The organism is Burkholderia sp. CpTa8-5, assembly GCF_017815045.1.
Taxonomy (GTDB): Bacteria; Pseudomonadota; Gammaproteobacteria; order Burkholderiales; family Burkholderiaceae; genus Burkholderia; species Burkholderia sola.
The window spans coordinates 36,058-54,322 of record NZ_JAGIQD010000026.1 but is presented as its reverse complement, the minus strand read 5'-3'; the positions used below and the strand labels follow the sequence as shown (position 1 = coordinate 54,322).

The following is an 18,265-nucleotide window of genomic DNA, read 5'->3' as shown; positions in this document are numbered from 1 at the left end:
TTTTTCTTTGGTGCGATGAAAACGTGCGGTGAGCGGGCAACGTCGCGAATGCGTCGAGTGCGTCGAACGGGCAGTTACGCGCCTTCGTCGGCCTGCACCGCTCCGGGCGCCACCACGTCGACGCCGGCGGCCTCGAGCGCCGCGCGGATCCGCTTCGCGAACGCCAGCGCATGCGGCCCGTCGCCATGCAGGCAGACGGTCTGCGCATTGAGCGGCACCCATTCGCCGCTCAGCGCGCGCACCTGCCGGTTGCGCACCATGTCGAGCGTGCGCGCGAGCACCGCATCCTCATCGTCGATCAACGCGCCGGGCTGGCTGCGCGGCACCAGCGAGCCGTCCGCGCGGTAGCCCCGATCGGCGAACACTTCCTCCACCGCGGCGAGCCCCGCATGCCGCGCGGCCGCGACGAATACGCTGTTCGCGAGTCCGAACACCGCGAGCGACGGATCGAAGTCGTGGATCGCGGACACCACCGCGTCGGCGATCAGCGGGTCGCGCGCGGCCTGGTTGTACAGCGCGCCGTGCGGTTTCACGTGCGCGATGCGCCCGCCCTCGGCCTGCGCGATCGCCGACAGCGCGCCGAGCTGGTACAGCACGCCCGCATAGATGTCGCCGGCCGGCAGCTGCATTTCCTTGCGGCCGAAATTCTCCGGATCGTGAAAGCTCGGGTGCGCGCCGATCGACACGCCTTTCTGCACGGCCCAGCGCACGCAGTCGCGCATCGCATTCGCGCCGCCTGCATGCCAGCCGCATGCGATGTTCGCCGACGTGACGAGGTCGAGCAGCGCCTCGTCCGATCCGCATCCTTCGCCGAGATCGGCATTCAGATCGATTTCCATATGTTCCTCGTCCACTGGTTGCGTGGCGCGTCTTTCGTTACCGCTTCCGCCATTGTCACGCCGCGCGCGATTGCGCGCGGCGGCGCGCTTCCTCGCGCATCTCGATCGCGACGTCGATCTGGCGCAGGTACGCCCGTTCCGCGACGAGGGCGGCGCGCGCGGCGTCGGGCGTCGTGCGCACGAAGCGGATCGGCAGGTTGAGCCGCGCCTGCGCGAGCTTCCACAGGTCGGCGCGGATCACCGTGCCGATCTTCGGGTACCCGCCGGTGGTCTGCGCGTCGTGCATCAGCACGATCGGCTGGCCGTTCGGCGGCACCTGGATCGTGCCCGGCAGCACCGCGTGCGACAGCAGCTCGGCCGGCCGCTCGCGCACCAGCTCGGCGCCGGCGAGGCGATAGCCCATCCGGTTGCTGTTCGCGGTGACGAGCCATTCCTCGTCCCAGAACGCTTGCTGCGAATCGGCCGCGAACGACGCGTAGTCCGGGCCCGGCAGCACGCGCACGGGCATCGCCCACGGCGCATGCGCGGGGCGGTGACGGCGCGGCGGCTCGTCGACGCGCACGAACGCGCACCACGCCGGCGCCTTCACGCCGAATTCGGGCGCGTCGGCCGCGAGGCAGCCGGCGCCGGCCGGCGGCGCGCCGACCGGCAGCCGGTCGCCGTCGCGCAGCGTGCGACCGCCGAGGCCGCCGAAGCGCGACGCGAGATCGGTGCTGCGCGAGCCGAGCATCGGCAGCACGTCGATGCCGCCCGCGATGCACAGGTAGCCGCGCATCCCGCGTTTCGCGGCCGGCAGCACGAGCGTCTGGCCGGCGTCGACCGGCAGGCTCCACCACGAATACACGGGCTTGCCGTCGAGCGTCGCGCCGAACTCGGTGCCGGTGATCGCGATGCGCGTGGCGCGCGTGAAGCGGAACGTGGCGGGGCCGATCGTGATTTCGACGGCCGCCGCGTCGGGGCGGTTGCCGACGAGCCGGTTGCCGACTTCGAGCGCGAGGCCGTCGAGCGCGCCGCCTTGCGCGACGCCGAGATGGCGCGTGCCGCGGCGCCCGAGATCCTGCACGGTCGACAGCGGGCCGGCCCGCACGACCTCGACGGTGCCCGGTGCGTTGCTCTGGGTCATCGTGCGTCGACTCCCGCAATGGTGAAGCGTACGCGGTCGCCGGGCAGCAGCAGCGTCGGCTGCGGCCGCGCCGGATCGAACAGCCGCTGCGACGTGTGGCCGATCAGCTGCCAGCCGCCGGGCGACGTGGCCGGGTAGATGCCCGTCTGCGCGCCGCCGATGCCGACCGAGCCGGCCGGCACCTCGAGGCGCGGCGCCGCGCGGCGCGGCGTATGCAGCGACGCGTCGAGGCCGCCCAGATACGCGAAGCCCGGCTGGAATCCGACGAAGAACACGACGTAGGCGCCGGCCGCGTGGCGTGCGACGACCTCGTCGGCCGACAGCCCCGTGTGCGCTGCGACGGCGGCCAGGTCGGGGCCGGCGGCCCCGCCGTACTCGACCGGGATTTCGACCTCGCGGCCGTCCGCGTGCTCGACGTCGGCCGTCTCCCACGCGTCGCGCAGCGCGGGCGTGAGCGAGTCGGCCGTCGCGGCGAGCGGGTCGAACACGATGGTCAGGTTGTTCATGCCGGGGACGACGTCGATCACGTCGGGCCACGCGCGCGCGGCCGCGGCCACGGCCCAGACGCGGCGCTGGCAATCGAGCGTGGCGGGCGGCGGCACCTCGCAGACGAGGGCGGCATCGCCGAGCGGATAAATGCGGGGTGGCGTCATCGGACTGGCACGGTTCGGACGGCAATGTTAGCGCACATTGTCAATAAAATATCGACAACTTCTCAATAAGCGTTTTCGCCTAGCTCGTAGGCCGGGGCTTCTGGCGTACACTCGGGCACATCCTGTCATCCGGCTTGCGCCGCCTTTCCATGAAGCGTCCTGCGACCAAGATCGTGTCATCCGAACACCTCGTTTCCGATTCGAGCGCGGAGCTGTCGGAACTCGAATACGGGCTCATCATGGCCGGCAACGCGTTCAACCGCTGGATGGTGCGCTGCATGTCGGCGGCGGGCGCGAAGGACATGACGGCGGTCGAGGTCTCGCTGCTGCATCACGTCAGCCATCGCGAACGCAAGAAGAAGCTCGCCGACATCTGCTTCGTGCTCAATATCGAGGATACGCACGTCGCGACCTATGCGCTGAAAAAACTGATCGCCCGCGGCTATGTGAAAAGCGAGAAGAGCGGCAAGGAAGTGTTCTTCTTCGCGACCGACGCGGGCCGCGAGCTGTGCCTGAAGTACCGCGAGGTGCGCGAGCATTGCCTGATCGAGACGCTGAAGGACAGCGGCCTCACCAACGCGCAGATCGGAGACGCGGCGCAGTTGCTGCGCCACGCGTCGGGCCTCTACGACACGGCCGCGCGCGCGGCGGCGTCGCTGTAACCGAGCGCGGAAACGGTCGGTCGCCGCGACGCGCTCACGGCAAGCCGCGACGATCGCGGCGCCGCGCGCGCCATCATCCGGCGGCCGGGTAAAGCGCACCGTCGGTGACGATCCAGCGCAGCGCGAGATCGTGCGCCTCGGCCGGCAGCGCATCGACGCGGCACGCTTCGTACGCGATGCCGACCGTCACGGGCAGCGTGTCGCCCGGCCAGGCGGCGAGCGTGCGATCGTAGTAGCCGCCGCCGTAGCCGAGCCGGTAGCGCTGCGGATCGAATCCCACGCACGGAATCAGCAAAAGATCGGGCACGACGACGATTCCCGACGCCGGTTCGGGAATCCGGTGATGGCCTTCGCGCATCGGCGTGTGCGCGTCCCACGCGCGGAACGCGAGCGGCGTGTGACGCTCGCCGATCACCGGCAGCGCGGCGCACCGGCCGGGCCCCGCCGCGCACCATGCGAGCACCGCGTCGCGCGCATCGAATTCGCCCGGCAGCGGCCAGTAGAACCCGACCGTGCGCGGCGCCAGACGGTCGAGCAGCGTGCGCAGCCGCGCATCGAGCGCGGCGTTCGCGGCGGGTTGCGACGCGGCGTCGCGACGGGCGCCGGACAGCGTTTTGCGCAGCGCAACCTTCGGGTTCGGCACAGGGTTGCGTGCTATGCTTTCGGTCACTTCGTGCTCCATTCAAAACGATGTCGAACAGCCTTTTCCGAGTATATCGCGCGGTCGCGCTCGCGCTTTCGGCCGCCGCGCTCGTCGCCGGCACGGCCGCATGCGCCGCACCGAACGACGACACGCTCGCCGGGGACGACCAGATCTTCGTGCAGCTTCGCGAAGCCGCACGCCGCAACGACGCCGCGAAGGCCGCGCAGCTCGCGTCGATGATCCCGAACTATCCGGTGCCGTCCTACGTCGAGTATTTCCAGATCAAGCCGCAGTTGTTCGATTCGACGGGCCGCGCGCGCGTCGATGCGCCGGACGCGCCCGTGCAGTCGTTCCTGCAGCGCTACGACGGCCAGGCGATCGCCGATCGCCTGCGCAACGACTACCTGCTCGTGCTCGGCGCGCGCCACGACTGGCGCAATTTCGACGACCAGTACAAGCGCTTCGTGCTCGACGACGACACGCAGGTCAAGTGCTACGCGCTCGAGTCGCGCGCGGCGCGCAACGAGAACGTCGCCGACGCGGCGCGCGCGCTGCTCGTCGAGCCGAAGAACTACGGCGATGCGTGCGTCGACCTGATCACCGCGCTCACCGTCAACCAGCAGTTCACGAGCGACGACGTGTGGCAGCAGGCGCGCCTCGCGTACGAGCAGAACTACACGACGCTCGGCGGCAAGATCGTCGACGCGCTCGGCCCGCGCCCCGTCGGCTTCGACCAGGCGACGAGCGCGCCGCCGCTGTACCTCGCGCGCGGCGTCGGGGCTGACGCCGCATCGCATCAGATCGCGCTGATCGCGCTCAGCCGCATGGCGCGCAACGATCCGGACGCCGCCGCCGGGATGCTGACGACGGTCGCGCCGTCGCTGACCAAGCAGGAGCAGGCGATCGCGTGGGGCGCGATCGGCTACCAGGGCGCGATCAAGCGCTCGCCGATGGCGTCGGTCTGGTATGCGAAATCGGCGAACGCGCCGCTGTCGAATCCCGGCTACGAATGGCGCACGCGCGCCGCGCTGCTCGCCGGCAACTGGCCGATGGTGCGCTGGTCGATCGAGCAGATGCCGCCGTCGCTGCGCAACGACCCGGCGTGGATCTACTGGCATGCGCGCGCGCTCAAGCAGAGCGGCGACACGCTGCAGGCGAACCAGGAATTCGAGCAGGTCGCCGGCCAGTTCAACTTCTACGGGCAGTTGGCCGGCGAAGAGCTCGGCCAGCGCACGACGATTCCGCCGCGCACGAAGGTGAGCGACGCCGAGGTCGACGCGATGGGCAAGATTCCGGGCTTCGCGCTCGCGCAACGCTTCTACGCGCTGAACCTGCGCCTCGAAGGCAATCGCGAATGGAACTGGCCGCTGCGCGGGATGACCGATCGCCAACTGCTCGCGGCCGCCGAATACGGCAAGCGCGTCGAACTGCTCGACCGCACGGTCAACACGGCCGACCGCACGAAAGCCGAGCACGATTTCACGCTGCGCTATCCGTCGCCGTACCGCACGACCGTCGAGCGCTACGCGCAATCGACGGGACTCGACGTCGAATGGGCGTACGGGCTGATCCGCCAGGAATCGCGCTTCATCATCAGCGCGCGTTCGTCGGTGGGCGCGGGCGGCCTGATGCAGCTGATGCCGGCGACGGCCCAGATGGTCGCGAAGAAGCTCGGCATGGGCACGATCTCGCGTGCGCAGATGCACGATATCGACACCAACATCCAGCTCGGCACCTGGTATCTCGCGGACATCTACAACAACTTCGACAGCTCGCCGGTGCTCGCCACGGCCGGCTACAACGCGGGCCCGGGGCGGCCGCGCCAGTGGCGCCAGGTGTTGACGCAGCCGGTCGAAGGCGCGATCTTCGCGGAGACGATTCCGTTCAACGAGACGCGCGACTACGTGAAGAACGTGCTGTCGAACACCGTCTACTACGCGGCGCTCTTCGAGGGCAAACCGCAGTCGTTGAAGAAACGTCTAGGCATGATCTCGCCCTGATACGCAATCTTCACACTGCCGCGCGAGACGCGGCAGTGTTCTTTTTAGGACTCGAACAATGGATCGCCAGACCGTCGCGCTGCTGGGCGGCACCGGCTTCATCGGCAGCCGGCTCGTCAATGCGCTGATCGACGCCGGCAAGCAGGTGCGGATCGGCACGCGGCGGCGCGACCACGCGCGCCACCTGCAGATGCTGCCGGTCGACATCGTCGAACTCGATGCGCTCGACACGCGCACGCTCGCGCGCTTCGTCGCCGGCGCGCACGCGGCGATCAACCTGATCGGCGTGCTGCACGGCGGCCGGGGCACGCCGTACGGGCCCGGCTTCGAGCGCGCGCACGTTGCGCTGCCGGCCGCGCTGGCGACCGCCTGCACCGAGGTCGGCGTGCAGCGCCTGCTGCACATGAGCGCGCTCGGCGCCGATTCGCACGGCGCGAGCATGTACCAGCGCTCGAAGGGCGACGGCGAAGCCGCGCTGCATGCGGTCGCGGCCACCGATTCGCTCGCGCTGACGATCTTCCGGCCGTCGGTCGTGTTCGGCCCGGGCGACGCCTTCCTCAATACGTTCGCGAAACTGCAGCGCACGGTCCCCGTGTTGCCGCTCGCGATGCCCGACGCGCGTTTCCAGCCGGTGTTCGTCGGCGACGTCGTGCGCGCGTTCGTCAACACGCTCGATCTCGCGGGTGCGCACGGCAAGACCTACGAACTCGGCGGCCCGACCGTCTACACGCTCGAGCAACTGGTGCGCTACTGCGGCACGCTGGTCGGCCGGCAGGCACGCATCGTGCGGCTGCCCGACGCGCTTGCGCGGCTGCAGGCGAGCGTGTTCGAATGCCTGCCGGGGGAGCCGGTGCTCACGCGCGACAATCTCGCGACGATGTCGGTGCCGAACGTGCTGTCGGGGCCGCTCGCGCCGGAACTCGGGCTCTCGCCCGCGAGTCTCGAAAGCATTGCGCCCGCGTATCTCGGCGAAGCGCCGACGCGCTCGCGGTTCGACTGGTTCCGCTCGCGTCGCTAATACCCGCGGGGCGCCGCCGGTCGGCGCCTTTCGTTTCCTGTTTCGCATTTTTCGGAACCCCGTCATGAAGCTCGTCATTGGAGACAAGAACTACTCGTCGTGGTCGATGCGGCCGTGGCTGCTGCTCGCGCATTTCGGCATCCCGTTCGACGAGATCGTGGTCGAACTGCGCCGCGACGACACGGCCGCGCGCATCCGCGAATACTCGCCGACCGGCAAGGTGCCGTGTCTGGTCGACGATCACGGCGCGGCGATCTGGGATTCGCTCGCGATCGCCGAGACGCTCGCCGAGCGCTATCCGCAATTCCCGATGTGGCCGGCCGACCCGCTCGCGCGTGCGCATGCGCGCTGCGTGTCCGCCGAGATGCATTCGGGCTTCATGGCGCTGCGCACGCAGATGGGCATGAGCATCCGCGCGTCGATGCCGGGGCGCGGCGCGACGCCCGACGCGCTCGCCGACGTCGCGCGCATCGACGCGCTGTGGAGCGAATGCATCGAGGCGTCGGGCGGGCCGTTCCTGTTCGGCGAATTCGGGATCGCCGATGCGATGTATGCGCCCGTCGTGATGCGCTTCAACACGTATGCGCCGGCGCTGTCGCCGGAGGCGGCCGGCTATGCGGCGCGCGTGACGGCGCTGCCGGCGGTGCAGCGGTGGATCGATGCCGCGCGCCGCGAAACCAACGTGATCGCCGAATACGAACCGCAGCCATGAACATCTACGCAGTAGGCGGAGCAATCCGCGACGAATTGCTCGGCGTGCCGGTGCAGGATCGCGACTACGTGGTGGTCGGCGCGACGCCCGAGCAGATGACCGCGCAGGGCTTCCGGCCGGTCGGCAAGGATTTCCCGGTGTTCCTGCATCCGCAGACGCAGGAGGAATACGCGCTCGCGCGCACCGAGCGCAAGACGGCGGCCGGCTATCACGGCTTCCGGTTCCATTACGCGCCGGATGTGACGCTCGACGAGGATCTCGCGCGGCGCGACCTGACGATCAACGCGATGGCGCGCGAGGTGAGCCCGGAAGGCGCGCTGGTCGGCCCGGTGATCGATCCGTTCGACGGGCAGGCCGACCTGCGCGCGCGCGTGTTCCGGCACGTGAGCGACGCGTTCGTCGAGGATCCGGTGCGGATCCTGCGCATCGCGCGCTTCGCCGCACGGTTCGCGGATTTCACGGTCGCCGACGAAACGCTCGCGCTGATGCGGCGGATGGTCGACGCGGGCGAGGTCGACGCGCTCGTGCCCGAGCGCGTGTGGCAGGAAATCGCGCGCGGGCTGATGGAGGCGAAGCCGTCGCGGATGTTCGCGGTGCTGCGCGACTGCGGCGCGCTCGCGCGCATCCTGCCGGAGGTCGACGCGCTGTGGGGCGTGCCGCAGCGCGCCGATTACCACCCGGAAGTCGATACCGGCGTGCACGTGATGATGGTCGTCGACTACGCGGCGAAGCAGGGCTATTCGCTGGCGGTGCGCTTCGCGGCGCTCACGCACGATCTCGGCAAGGGCACGACGCCCGCGGACGTGCTGCCGCGCCACGTCGGCCACGAAAGCCGCAGCGTCGAGCTGCTCAAGCCGTTGTGCGAGCGGCTGCGCGTGCCGAACGAATGCCGCGATCTCGCGCTGGTGGTCGCGCGCGAGCACGGCAACCTGCATCGCGTAATGGAGATGGGCGCGGCCGCGCTGGTGCGGCTCTTCGAGCGCAGCGACGCGCTGCGCAAGCCGGCGCGCTTCGCCGAGTTGCTGCAGGCGTGCGAATCGGACGCGCGCGGCCGGCTCGGGCTCGATGCGCAGCCGTATCCGCAGGCCGAGCGGCTGCGCGTCGCGCTCGCGGCCGCGCGCAGCGTCGATGCCGGCGCGATCGCGCGTGGCATCGGCAGCGACACGGAGAAGATCAAGGAAGCCGTGCATCGCGCGCGGATCCAGGCCGTCGCGCAGGCGCTCGCGATCGGCGAGTAGTCGACGAATAGTCGGCGAGTAATCGGCGCGGAACCGGGCGCGCGGCATGTGCGCCCGTCGGCCGTTACGGTTTCTTCCTGCGCGCCGGCGTCGCGGCCGCCGGGCGTTTGCCGGCGGCGGCGCGCGGCTTCGCCGAACCCTTCTTGTCGGCTGCGTCAACCTTGGACGGCCGCGCCGCGGCGGCGTCGCGAACATCCCGTCTGGGCGTCGGCGCACGGCGGCTCACGCGCGGCTCGGCGGGCTTCGACTGCCGGATTTCCGTCGTCGCGGACGCGAATTCCGCCGAACTGTCGTCGAACAGCGGCAGCGTGCTGACGGTGATCAGCTCGACCGGCCCGTCGCCGACATTGGCCACGCGATGCCGCTTGCGCGCGTCGAAGTGCAGCGAGTCGCCGGGCCCCAGCGGGTAATTCTTCCTGCCGACCGTGTAGCAGACGCGGCCGGCCAGCACGTACACGAATTCGTCGCCGCCGTGCGCGACCCATTCCGACCGGTAGCCTTCCATCATCTGCACTTTCAGCGCGTTGATCTGGCTGCCGTCGAACGTGGTGGACAGCCGTTCGTACCATTGCGACGCGGCGTCGAGCGCGTACGGCTTGCGGCTGCCCTCGTGCGAATCGGGCTGCGGCTGGCGAGGCTGCTCGATCAGCGTGCCGAGCGGCACGCCCAGCGCCTTCGCGACGTTGACGAGCGACGACAGCGAGATGCCCGTCAGATGACGCTCGACCTGCGACAGGAACCCGACCGACAGTTTCGCTTCGGTCGCGACTTCCAGCAGCGTCTTCTTCGCTTCCCGGCGCAGGCGGCGAATGCGCTGGCCGATACGCATGAGGTCTGAATCCATGAATCTCTTTCGTGGCAACGAGTCGGGGCGCGGGCACGGCGGCGGTGCGCTCGCCGGGGCGGAGGCCGGCGCATTGTACCGCGCAGCATCGCCGGGTGAATTGGCGCTGTGCCGGGATCCGCAGGCCGTGCGCCGATTTTAGTCCTACGAAAATTTTGGCTTGACCTCGATTTCGGCCTGCTCTAGATTCTGTCGCGCATCAAACAAAGTTAAGTGAGACGAAAATTTGCCGAGAGCGGCCGCTGGAACCGCGGCGCGGTCCGGCCGCGCGTCGCGCCATGCGCGAGCTGCGCCGCGGCGACGTGTCGTGTCAGGCAGCAGCGCTGCCGCGACGCGCCGCTAGCCGCGGACAACAATGAATAACGGGCATCCGATGATCGACCGACTGAAATACAGCTTCTCCGGCCTTCCCTCGTACGACGCGTCCGTCGCCGAGACCCAGGCCGGCCTGTCGCGCCTGCTCGATGCCGCGCGACTCGACGCGGTGGTGATCACGTCGCAGGACGAGTACGTGACCGAGTACCTGCCGCGCAGCAACAACCCGCGCTACGCGGTGTCGGGCTTCGACGGCTCGGCCGGCTGCGGGATCTTCCTGAGCGCGGCGACCGCGCAGGCGCTTGGCGTGCCGCCGTTCGTGCTGTTCGTCGACGGCCGCTATCACTTCCAGGCCGACGAGCAGTGCGATCCGGCGCGCGTGCGCGTCGAGAAGCTCGGCATCGACGTGACGATCTGGCAGGCGATGGCCGACTGGCTGGTCGCGCACGCGAGCCGGCTCGCGCGGGTCGGCTACGACGCACGGCGGATCAGCGTCGCGCAGCGCAACCGGCTGTTCGAGCAGACGCAGGCCGCGACGCTCGACTGGACGAGCCTCGCCGATCGCGAAATCGACCAGGCGATCGCGCTGCCGGGCTGGAACGTCGAGCGGCCGATCTTCGAGATTCCCGCCACGATGACCGGCCTGAGCGTCGCGCAGAACCTCGACACGCTGAACCGCCGGCTCGCCGCGCATACCGGCGCGGCCGACGGCAAGACCGCGTTCTTCACCTGCGCGTCGGACGATCTCGCGTATCTGCTGAACAGCCGCGGCTATCACATCCCGAATGCGTCGTCGCACCTCGGCTTCCTGTTCGCGATCGGCGCTCAGGTGGCGTTGTTCTTGCCGGAAGGCTGCGACCGCTGCGAGGTCGCGCTCGATTCGTATCCGGCGCTGCACGTGATCCGGCGCGACGTCGCGGCGCTCGAGCGCTTTCTCGCGCAGTTCGCGGTCGAGCACGTGTGCTACGGCTTCGAATCGGTGAACTGCGCGCTCGTCGACGCGGTGAACCGCGTGTGGCCGCACGCGCGGCATGCCGATTTCAACCCGGTCGAGGCGATGCGGGCGAGCAAGACGCCGGCGGTGCTCGACCAGTTCCGCGACGCGTTCGCGCGCAGCGCCGCGGCGATCGCCGAGACGATGCGCTGGGCAAAGACCGGCGAGCCGGGCGTGCGCCACACCGAGTACGACCTCGCGCGCACGATCAACGACGCATACGGCGCCCGTTCGGCGGTCGCGCTGTCGTTTCCGTCGATCGCGGCGAACGGCGCGAACAGCGCGTTCGCGCATTACACGGCGGCGAGCGCCGACGTCGAGCTGACCGAAGGCGAACTCGTGCTGCTCGACAGCGGCGCGTACTACGAAGCCGGCTTCGCGACGGACTGCACGCGCGTCGTGCTGCGTCGCACGCGGCCGGACACGGTCGCGCAGCCGTGGCAGCGCGAGATCTACACGGTCGCGCTGAAGGCTTGCATCAAGGGGCTCGTCACGCGCTTTCCGGCGAGCGCGACAGGCGGCGACGTCGATGCGCTGGTGCGGCAGGTGTGTCGCGATCACGGCCATGATTTTGGCCACGGCACCGGGCACGGCGTCGGGATTCACGTGCACGAGGGCGGCGTGCGGTTCGCGCCGGGCGCGCGTTACGGGCTGGTGCCGAATGCGGTGATTTCGGTCGAGCCGGGCATCTATCTGCCGGGCAAGGGCGGCGTGCGGATCGAGAACATCGTGATCGTGCGGCCCGACGACGCGCAGCCCGGCACCGTGACGTTCGAGAACATCGTGACGGTCGGCTACGACTGGGACCTGATCGATCTGGATCTGCTGGACGACGCCGAGCGTGCGTACCTGCGCGACTACGAGCGGCGGTGCGTGGAAAGCGGCACGCAGGTCACCGCGTGTCCGCTGCTGTAACGAAGGGAAGGGACAGGCGCGGCTGCAGGGCGGCCGCGCGGTGCGACGTCGGCCGGTCAGCGCGCGAGCGCCGACACGCGTCCGTCGGGGCCGTACACGCCGGACGGCGCGGGCGCCGAGCGCAGCACCGCGAGCGCGCGCTCGTTGTAGTCCATCCGGATCCGGATCAGCATCCCGTTGTTCGCATTGGCCTGGCGCGCGCGTTCGGCGGCCTGTTGCAGCAGTTGCCAGCGGCCCGCGAGGCGCGCATCGCGCTCGGCCGCCTGGTCCATGCCTTTCTTGCCGGCCGGAAAGCCGAGCGCGGAAAGCTGCGTGTCGCGCGTGCGTTCGAGCTGCGCGAGCCGGTCGATCAGTTCGCTTTTCTTCTCGACGATGCCGGGCAGCATCTCGAGCGGCTCGGCCGTCGTCAGCGCCTTTTCCTCGTAGACGAGCAGGGACGCGAACGCCTCGATCGTCGCGTGTTCGTCGTTGACCGTGGCCAGCAGCTCTTCTCTCATCGCGTCATGCTCGTCACGCCGGTGCGTGCGGTGTCGCGCGCGCCGGCAAACCGGGTGACCCGGCCACGAGGCCGGGGCTTAGCTGCCCTGCGGGCGCTGCTGCTGCAGCAGTTCGCGGGCGGTGTTCAATACGCCGTCGGCAATCTTGTTCGCGTCGATCGTCAGCGTGCCGTCGTTCAGCGCGTCCTTGATCGACTGGACCAGACCCGTGTCGATATCGGCGTCGCCCGACGCGGATACCGAACGCAGCTGGCCGGACAGACCCGACAGGTTGACGTTCGTGTCGCTGCCGCTCGATCCTGCATCGGCTGCCTGTGCGGACGACTGGGCCGTGCCGGACGGCGCACGGGCCGCGCCGGTGCCGGTCGGCGCGAGGGGGCTCGGTTTCGGAGTGGAATCGATCTTCACGATGGGTTTCCTGTACGGTTTGACCCAGATAACGGCCGGGTCGGCCCGAACTTTAGCATCGCGAGCCCGAAATGCCCCGAATAAACAATTCTTTACATTTTTGCGGCAGATCCGTTCCTACAGCGGAATTTCGACGGTGCCGGCGTCCTTGACGATCGCCGTGACGATCTGCCCGGCCGCCATCCGCACGCGTACCGACTGGCCCGGCGCCGCATTCGCGAGCACGCTGCCCTCGGCCGAAATCGTGAAGCCGGGGCCGGCCGCGACGACCCGCACCGTCTGGCCGGCCGACACCGACGCCGCGCTCTTCAGCATGTCCTGCCGCAGCGGTAGCCCGGCCGAGATGCGCGCGAGCGCGGTCGCGCCGACGGCCTGCGCGGGATCGGTGATCACCGCGAGCGGCAGCACCGTCAGGTCGCCGTCGCGCGCGACCAGGTCGGCCGCGGAGAGCGGCTCGCCGGGCGCGATCTGCCGCGCGGCGACGTAATAGGTGGCCTGCACGGCGACCTTCGCCTGCAGGTAGACGGTCCACGGCCGCTCGCCCGCGCAGCGCACGCCGACCGTCGTGCGGCCCCACAGGCGCGCGCCGGTCGGCAAGAACGGCTCGAGCGTCGTGCATGCGGCGAGCCCGCGCGGAAAGGCGGTCGTGACCGTCGCGGTGGTCTTGCCGGGCAGGCCGGCGATCTGCTGCTGCAGGAACGCGAGCGCCGCGCGCCGGATCGTTTCGGGGTCTTGCTGGCCGGGCGGCGTCGCGGGCTGGGCCGTAGCGGCGGCCGGAGCCGGGGCCGGGTTGGCGGAAGCGGCCGAGGTGCGCGCTGCCGCTGCGGCCGACGCGGCACGGGCTGCCGCGAGGCGCGCCGAAGCTGCCGATTGCGGCGCCGGCCGCGCGAAAGCCGATGCAGGCTCGGCCGTGCCGGCGACGACCGTCGCGATGGCGGCGGGGTCCGCCGCGCGCGGCGTCGTGCCGTATCCGGCGTTCGCGCGGGCGGCTGCATAGACGGGGAGCGGCGCAGGGGCCTGCACAGCGGCCGGCGGCGGGACGCTCGTCACGACCATCTGGCCGGCCGGTTGTGCCGCGTAGCCATCTCCGGTCGCGGCGCTCGCCGCGCCAGCCGCGCGCCGTCCGCCCGAAGCCGACGCCGAAGCGATCCCCGCATTCCCGCCGAACTGCCCGCCGCTCGCTGCATTGGCGTGCGCGAGCGCGGTTTCGGCCGTCTCGCCGCGCCCGGGAATCACGATCATCCCGTCATCGGCGTGCACGGCGGGCGCGGCGATCCACAGCGCCGCGGCGAGCGCGAACGCACGCCGGGCGTGCGTGAGCCGCCCGTTCCTGCCGCGAAGTGCGCCGCCCGTCATCGCCATGCCTCCGATCCGTTGATCCGCTTCGCATTCTAGGGAGCCGGGGCGTCGCGCAAACGATGAATAGAGGGGGCCTTTGCCGCGTTATTCGCCCGATTGCCGGTTGCGTCCCGCGCCTACCATCGCTGTCATGGAAAAAAGCCTCTCGGGTCGCCATCCGGTGCGAGGGGCGTGCAGCGCTTCATACGGAGAGACGCACACATGCTGGACAAACTCGATGCGGAATTCGCGTTCGGCCGACAGGCGCTCGACGTGCGCGCCTATCGGCAGGAACTGCTGTCGTCGAACATCGCGAACGCCGACACGCCCGGCTACCAGGCCCGCGACGTCGATTTCGCGTCGACGCTCGCGCGCTCGCTGAAGCAGACGGGCGGCGGGCTCGCGCCCAGCAACGCCGCGCAACTGCCGATGGCGCAGCCGGCCGGCGTGACGAGCGGCATGTCGATGGTGTCGACGGCGGCGGGCCACATGGCCGGCACCGCGAAGCTGATCCCGACCGGCGGCCCGTCGGACGACTACGGCCGCGCGCAATACCGGATGCCGCTGCAGCCGTCGCTCGACGGCAACACGGTCGATCTCGACGTCGAGCGCGTGCAGTTCGCGAACAACGCGCTGCACTACGAAACCGGGATGACCGTGATGACCCAGCAGATCAAGGCGATGCTCGCCGCGATCACGACGAACTCGTAACGAACTCGTAAGCGCCGGCCGCTTCCGAATCCGGCACCCAGCACAAGGAGCCTCCATGCCTTCGTTGATGAACATCTTCGGCGTCGCCGGTTCGGCGCTGTCCGCGCAATCGCAGCGCCTGAACGTGACCGCGTCGAACCTCGCGAATGCCGACAGCGCGACCGGCCCCGACGGCAAGCCGTACAAGGCCAAGCAGGTCGTGTTCGCGACCGATCCGATCGGCGGCGCGCGCAGCGCGTCCGGCCAGGGCGTGGGCGGCGTGCGCGTGACCAAGGTGATGGACGACCCGTCGCCGATGAAATCGACCTACGACCCGGCGAACCCGTCCGCCGACGCGAACGGCTACGTGCAGATGCCGAACGTCGACCCGGTGCAGGAGATGGTGAACATGATCTCGGCGTCGCGCTCGTACCAGGCCAACGTCGAGACGCTGAACACCGCGAAGACGCTGATGCTCAAGACGCTGACGATCGGCTCGTAAGCCGCGCGCCGCCCGACCTTTTCCTACCGAGACCCGGACCGACAGTTCCGACAGAAGGCCACCCAGGATGACTTCCTCCAACACGACGATCGGCGGCAACGGCACCAACGTGTCGACGCTGCCGACCGACACGATGAACACCAACAACGTGTCGTCGACCAACGGCACGTCGGCGAGCGACCTGCAGGCGACGTTCCTGAAGCTGCTCGTCACGCAGCTGCAGAACCAGGATCCGACCAGCCCGGTGGACAGCTCGCAGATGACGTCGCAGCTCGCGCAGATCAACACGGTGAGCGGCATCGCGCAGCTGAACACGTCGCTCACGTCGCTGTCGACGCAGCTCGCGGCCGGCCAGCAGACGCAGGCCGCGCTGCTGATCGGCACCAACGTGCTCGCGCCGGGCAACAGCGTCGGCGTGAAGAGCGGCGCGGCGTCGCCGTTCGGCGTGTCGCTCGCGAGCGACGTGTCGAACCTGACGATCACCGTGAAGGACAAGACGGGCGCCGTCGTCAACACGATCAACGCGGGCAAGCAGTCGGCCGGCACCGTGCCGTTCAACTGGACGCCGACGGACGCGGCCGGCAACGCGCTGCCCGACGGCGTCTACACCGTGAGCGCGCAGTACACGGGCAGCGACGGCAAGACGTATGCGCCGACCGTGCTCGCGGCCGCGACGGTGCAGAGCGTGATCAAGCAGGCGGACGGCACGGCGGGGCTCGTGCTGTCGAACGGCACGACGGTGGGGCTCACCCAGGTTGCGTCGATCTTCCCGAACACGAAGTCGTCCTCGACCGGCGACACCACCACCAACTGATCGAGTTTTCTCGTCACGGAGAGCGAAATGGGTTATCAACAGGGTCTGAGCGGCCTCGCCGGCGCATCGAACGCGCTGGACGTGATCGGCAACAACATCGCGAACGCGAACACGGTCGGCTTCAAGTCGAGCACCGCGCAGTTCGCCGACATGTACGCGAACTCGGTCGCGACGTCGGTCAACACGCAGATCGGCATCGGCACGTCGCTGAACTCGGTGCAGCAGAACTTCGGGCAGGGCACGATCAATACGACGAACTCGTCGCTCGACGTCGCGATCAACGGCAACGGCTTCTTCCAGATGTCGAACAACGGCGTGACGACGTACTCGCGCGACGGCACGTTCCAGCGCGACAAGAACGGCTTCATCGTCGACGCGCAGGGCCGTAACCTGATGGGCTACGCGGCCAACGCGGGCGGCGTGATCAACACCGCGCAGACCGTGCCGCTGCAGGCGCCGACCAACAACATCGCGCCGACCGCGACGACCAAGATCACCGGCCAGTTCAACCTGAACTCGCAGGACACGGTGCCGACCAAGACGCCGTTCAGCGCGACCGACAACACGACGTACAACTACTCGACCGCGATCCAGGTGTACGACTCGCTCGGCGGCTCGCAGGCGGTCAACATGTACTTCGTGAAGTCGGCGGCCGGCACGTGGGAAGCGTACGCGGGCGTCCAGGGCGGCGCGACGACCGATCTCGGCACGATCACGTTCGATACGTCGGGCGCGATCAAGAGCACGACGACCGGCACGCCGGCCGCGCCGACCGCGTCGCTCGGCCAGTTCCAGTTCACCGTGCCGAACACCGACGGCTCGGCGACGCCGCAGGCGCTGACGCTGGACCTGACCGGCACGACGCAGTACGGCGGCAAGGACGGCGTGAACAATCTCGCGCAGGACGGCTACGCGAGCGGCAGGCTCACCACCTACTCGATCGGCAGCGACGGCAAGCTGACCGGCAACTACTCGAACGGCCAGACCGCCGTGCTTGGCCTGATCGCGCTCGCGAACTTCAACAACCCGAACGGGCTGGTGAACCTCGGCGGCAACCAGTACGCCGAATCGTCGGCGTCGGGCGTGCCGCAGGTGTCGGCGCCGGGCAGCACGAACCACGGCACGCTGCAGGGCAGCGCGCTCGAGAACTCGAACGTCGACCTGACCTCGCAGCTCGTCAACCTGATCACCGCGCAGCGCAACTACCAGGCGAACGCGCAGACGATCAAGACGCAGCAGACCGTCGACCAGACGCTCATCAACCTGTAAGCGCGGATAACCGGCAGCCATGGACCGACTGATCTATACGGCGATGACGGGCGCGTCGCAGTCGCTCGACCAGCAGGCGATCGTCGCGAACAACCTCGCGAACGCGTCGACGACGGGTTTTCGCGCGCAGCTCGCGACGTATCGCGCGGTGCCGATGAATTTCGGCGACGGCAGCAACATCGACCCGACGACGACGCGCACCTACGTGCTCGCGTCCACGCCCGGCGCCGATTACGCGCCGGGTCCGATCACGCGCACCGGCAATCCGCTCGACGTCGCGGTGCAGGGCGCGGGCTGGCTGTCGGTGCAGACGGCCGACGGCGGCGAGGCGTACACGCGCGCCGGCAACCTGCACGTCGACGAGAACGGCCAGCTCGTCAACGCGAGCAACCTGCCGGTGGTCGGCAACGGCGGCCCGATCTCGGTGCCGCCGAACGCGGAAGTGACGATCGGCAAGGACGGCACGGTGTCCGCGCTGATGCCGGGCGACCCGCCGACGGCGGTTGCGATCGTCGACCAGATGAAGCTCGTCAATCCCGATCCGGCCACGCTCACGCGCGGCAACGACGGGTTGTTCCGCACCGCCGACGGCAATCCGGCCGACGCCGACCCGAACGTGGTCGTCACGCCGAATTCGATCGAAGGCAGCAACGTGAACCCGGTGACCGCGATGGTCGCGATGATCGACAACGCGCGCGCGTTCCAGCTTCAGTCGAAGCTGATCCAGACGGCCGACCAGAACGAGCAGACGGCGAACCAGCTGCTCAATTTCAGCTGAGCGCCCGCGCCAG

19 protein-coding genes are annotated in these 18,265 nt (G+C 69.4%); 11 read left to right on the top strand and 8 right to left on the bottom strand.

Annotated elements, in window-relative coordinates:
• Positions 1 to 74 precede the first annotated feature (74 nt).
• The 3 genes from pxpA to pxpB are packed head-to-tail and all read right to left on the bottom strand — an operon-like array spanning position 75 to position 2,615.
• On the bottom strand, positions 75 to 839 hold the full coding sequence (gene pxpA / locus J8I35_RS28395; protein WP_050014249.1) for a 5-oxoprolinase subunit PxpA: 765 nt from the start codon (positions 837 to 839) through the stop codon (positions 75 to 77).
• A 55-nt stretch (positions 840 to 894) separates the two neighbouring features.
• Complete coding sequence (locus tag J8I35_RS28390) at positions 895 to 1,962, bottom strand: biotin-dependent carboxyltransferase family protein (RefSeq protein ID WP_050014250.1); 1,068 nt, start codon at positions 1,960 to 1,962, stop codon at positions 895 to 897.
• The gene (gene pxpB / locus J8I35_RS28385) at positions 1,959 to 2,615 is read right to left on the bottom strand and encodes a 5-oxoprolinase subunit PxpB (RefSeq protein WP_050014251.1); all 657 of its coding nucleotides are present in this window, start codon (positions 2,613 to 2,615) and stop codon (positions 1,959 to 1,961) included. Before pxpB ends, J8I35_RS28390 begins: the two co-directional genes overlap by 4 nt.
• Positions 2,616 to 2,764: 149 nt before the next feature.
• Between pxpB and J8I35_RS28380 the strand changes: the two genes are divergently transcribed.
• A complete protein-coding gene (locus J8I35_RS28380; protein ID WP_057924555.1) occupies positions 2,765 to 3,277 on the top strand; it encodes a winged helix DNA-binding protein in 513 nt (170 codons plus the stop codon).
• 73 nt (positions 3,278 to 3,350) lie between these two features.
• Here J8I35_RS28380 and J8I35_RS28375 read toward each other — a convergent pair whose 3' ends face one another.
• The gene (locus J8I35_RS28375; RefSeq protein WP_204383466.1) at positions 3,351 to 3,959 is read right to left on the bottom strand and encodes a 5-formyltetrahydrofolate cyclo-ligase; all 609 of its coding nucleotides are present in this window, start codon (positions 3,957 to 3,959) and stop codon (positions 3,351 to 3,353) included.
• A gap of 8 nt (positions 3,960 to 3,967) precedes the next feature.
• Between J8I35_RS28375 and J8I35_RS28370 the strand changes: the two genes are divergently transcribed.
• From J8I35_RS28370 to J8I35_RS28355, 4 genes are all read left to right on the top strand, one after another.
• Positions 3,968 to 5,920, top strand: a complete 1,953-nt coding sequence (locus J8I35_RS28370) for a lytic transglycosylase domain-containing protein (protein ID WP_050014253.1) — start codon at positions 3,968 to 3,970, stop codon at positions 5,918 to 5,920.
• 58 nt (positions 5,921 to 5,978) lie between these two features.
• A complete protein-coding gene (locus J8I35_RS28365) occupies positions 5,979 to 6,938 on the top strand; it encodes a complex I NDUFA9 subunit family protein (RefSeq protein WP_124680326.1) in 960 nt (319 codons plus the stop codon).
• Between the two features lie 64 nt (positions 6,939 to 7,002).
• Entirely contained in the window at positions 7,003 to 7,650 is a 648-nt protein-coding gene (locus J8I35_RS28360) for a glutathione S-transferase family protein (RefSeq protein ID WP_124557368.1), read from the top strand.
• Positions 7,647 to 8,888 (top strand): multifunctional CCA addition/repair protein, encoded by a 1,242-nt coding sequence (locus J8I35_RS28355; RefSeq protein ID WP_124638315.1) that lies wholly within the window; start codon positions 7,647 to 7,649, stop codon positions 8,886 to 8,888. Before J8I35_RS28360 ends, J8I35_RS28355 begins: the two co-directional genes overlap by 4 nt.
• Before the next feature lie 64 nt (positions 8,889 to 8,952).
• Here J8I35_RS28355 and J8I35_RS28350 read toward each other — a convergent pair whose 3' ends face one another.
• Entirely contained in the window at positions 8,953 to 9,732 is a 780-nt protein-coding gene (locus J8I35_RS28350) for an XRE family transcriptional regulator (RefSeq protein ID WP_089488900.1), read from the bottom strand.
• A gap of 373 nt (positions 9,733 to 10,105) precedes the next feature.
• Here J8I35_RS28350 and J8I35_RS28345 point away from each other — a divergent pair, with 373 nt between their 5' ends.
• Entirely contained in the window at positions 10,106 to 11,956 is a 1,851-nt protein-coding gene (locus J8I35_RS28345) for a M24 family metallopeptidase (protein ID WP_209928140.1), read from the top strand.
• A gap of 56 nt (positions 11,957 to 12,012) precedes the next feature.
• On the opposite strand, the gene J8I35_RS28340 is transcribed toward J8I35_RS28345, so the two are convergent.
• The 3 genes from J8I35_RS28340 to flgA form a co-directional block, all read right to left on the bottom strand.
• Positions 12,013 to 12,453, bottom strand: a complete 441-nt coding sequence (locus J8I35_RS28340; protein ID WP_124557371.1) for a flagellar protein FlgN — start codon at positions 12,451 to 12,453, stop codon at positions 12,013 to 12,015.
• A gap of 78 nt (positions 12,454 to 12,531) precedes the next feature.
• Positions 12,532 to 12,861, bottom strand: coding sequence for a flagellar biosynthesis anti-sigma factor FlgM (gene flgM / locus J8I35_RS28335; protein ID WP_050014260.1), 330 nt, complete (start codon positions 12,859 to 12,861; stop codon positions 12,532 to 12,534).
• A gap of 117 nt (positions 12,862 to 12,978) precedes the next feature.
• Positions 12,979 to 14,217: a flagellar basal body P-ring formation chaperone FlgA gene (gene flgA / locus J8I35_RS28330; protein ID WP_124631183.1), complete on the bottom strand. Its 1,239-nt coding sequence runs from the start codon at positions 14,215 to 14,217 to the stop codon at positions 12,979 to 12,981.
• 204 nt (positions 14,218 to 14,421) lie between these two features.
• Here flgA and flgB point away from each other — a divergent pair, with 204 nt between their 5' ends.
• The 5 genes from flgB to flgF all read left to right on the top strand — a co-directional run bounded on the left by flgB (position 14,422) and on the right by flgF (position 18,252).
• Positions 14,422 to 14,910, top strand: coding sequence for a flagellar basal body rod protein FlgB (gene flgB, locus J8I35_RS28325; RefSeq protein ID WP_050014261.1), 489 nt, complete (start codon positions 14,422 to 14,424; stop codon positions 14,908 to 14,910).
• Between the two features lie 55 nt (positions 14,911 to 14,965).
• Positions 14,966 to 15,391, top strand: a complete 426-nt coding sequence (gene flgC, locus J8I35_RS28320; protein ID WP_050014262.1) for a flagellar basal body rod protein FlgC — start codon at positions 14,966 to 14,968, stop codon at positions 15,389 to 15,391.
• 67 nt (positions 15,392 to 15,458) lie between these two features.
• Positions 15,459 to 16,205, top strand: coding sequence for a flagellar hook assembly protein FlgD (locus J8I35_RS28315; RefSeq protein ID WP_050014263.1), 747 nt, complete (start codon positions 15,459 to 15,461; stop codon positions 16,203 to 16,205).
• Positions 16,206 to 16,232: 27 nt separating this feature from the next.
• Positions 16,233 to 17,474 carry a flagellar hook protein FlgE gene (flgE, locus tag J8I35_RS28310; RefSeq protein WP_050014264.1) on the top strand — a complete coding sequence of 414 codons (1,242 nt, stop codon included), beginning with the start codon at positions 16,233 to 16,235 and terminating at the stop codon, positions 17,472 to 17,474.
• A gap of 19 nt (positions 17,475 to 17,493) precedes the next feature.
• A complete protein-coding gene (gene flgF, locus J8I35_RS28305; RefSeq protein ID WP_050014265.1) occupies positions 17,494 to 18,252 on the top strand; it encodes a flagellar basal-body rod protein FlgF in 759 nt (252 codons plus the stop codon).
• Positions 18,253 to 18,265: the final 13 nt, after the last annotated feature.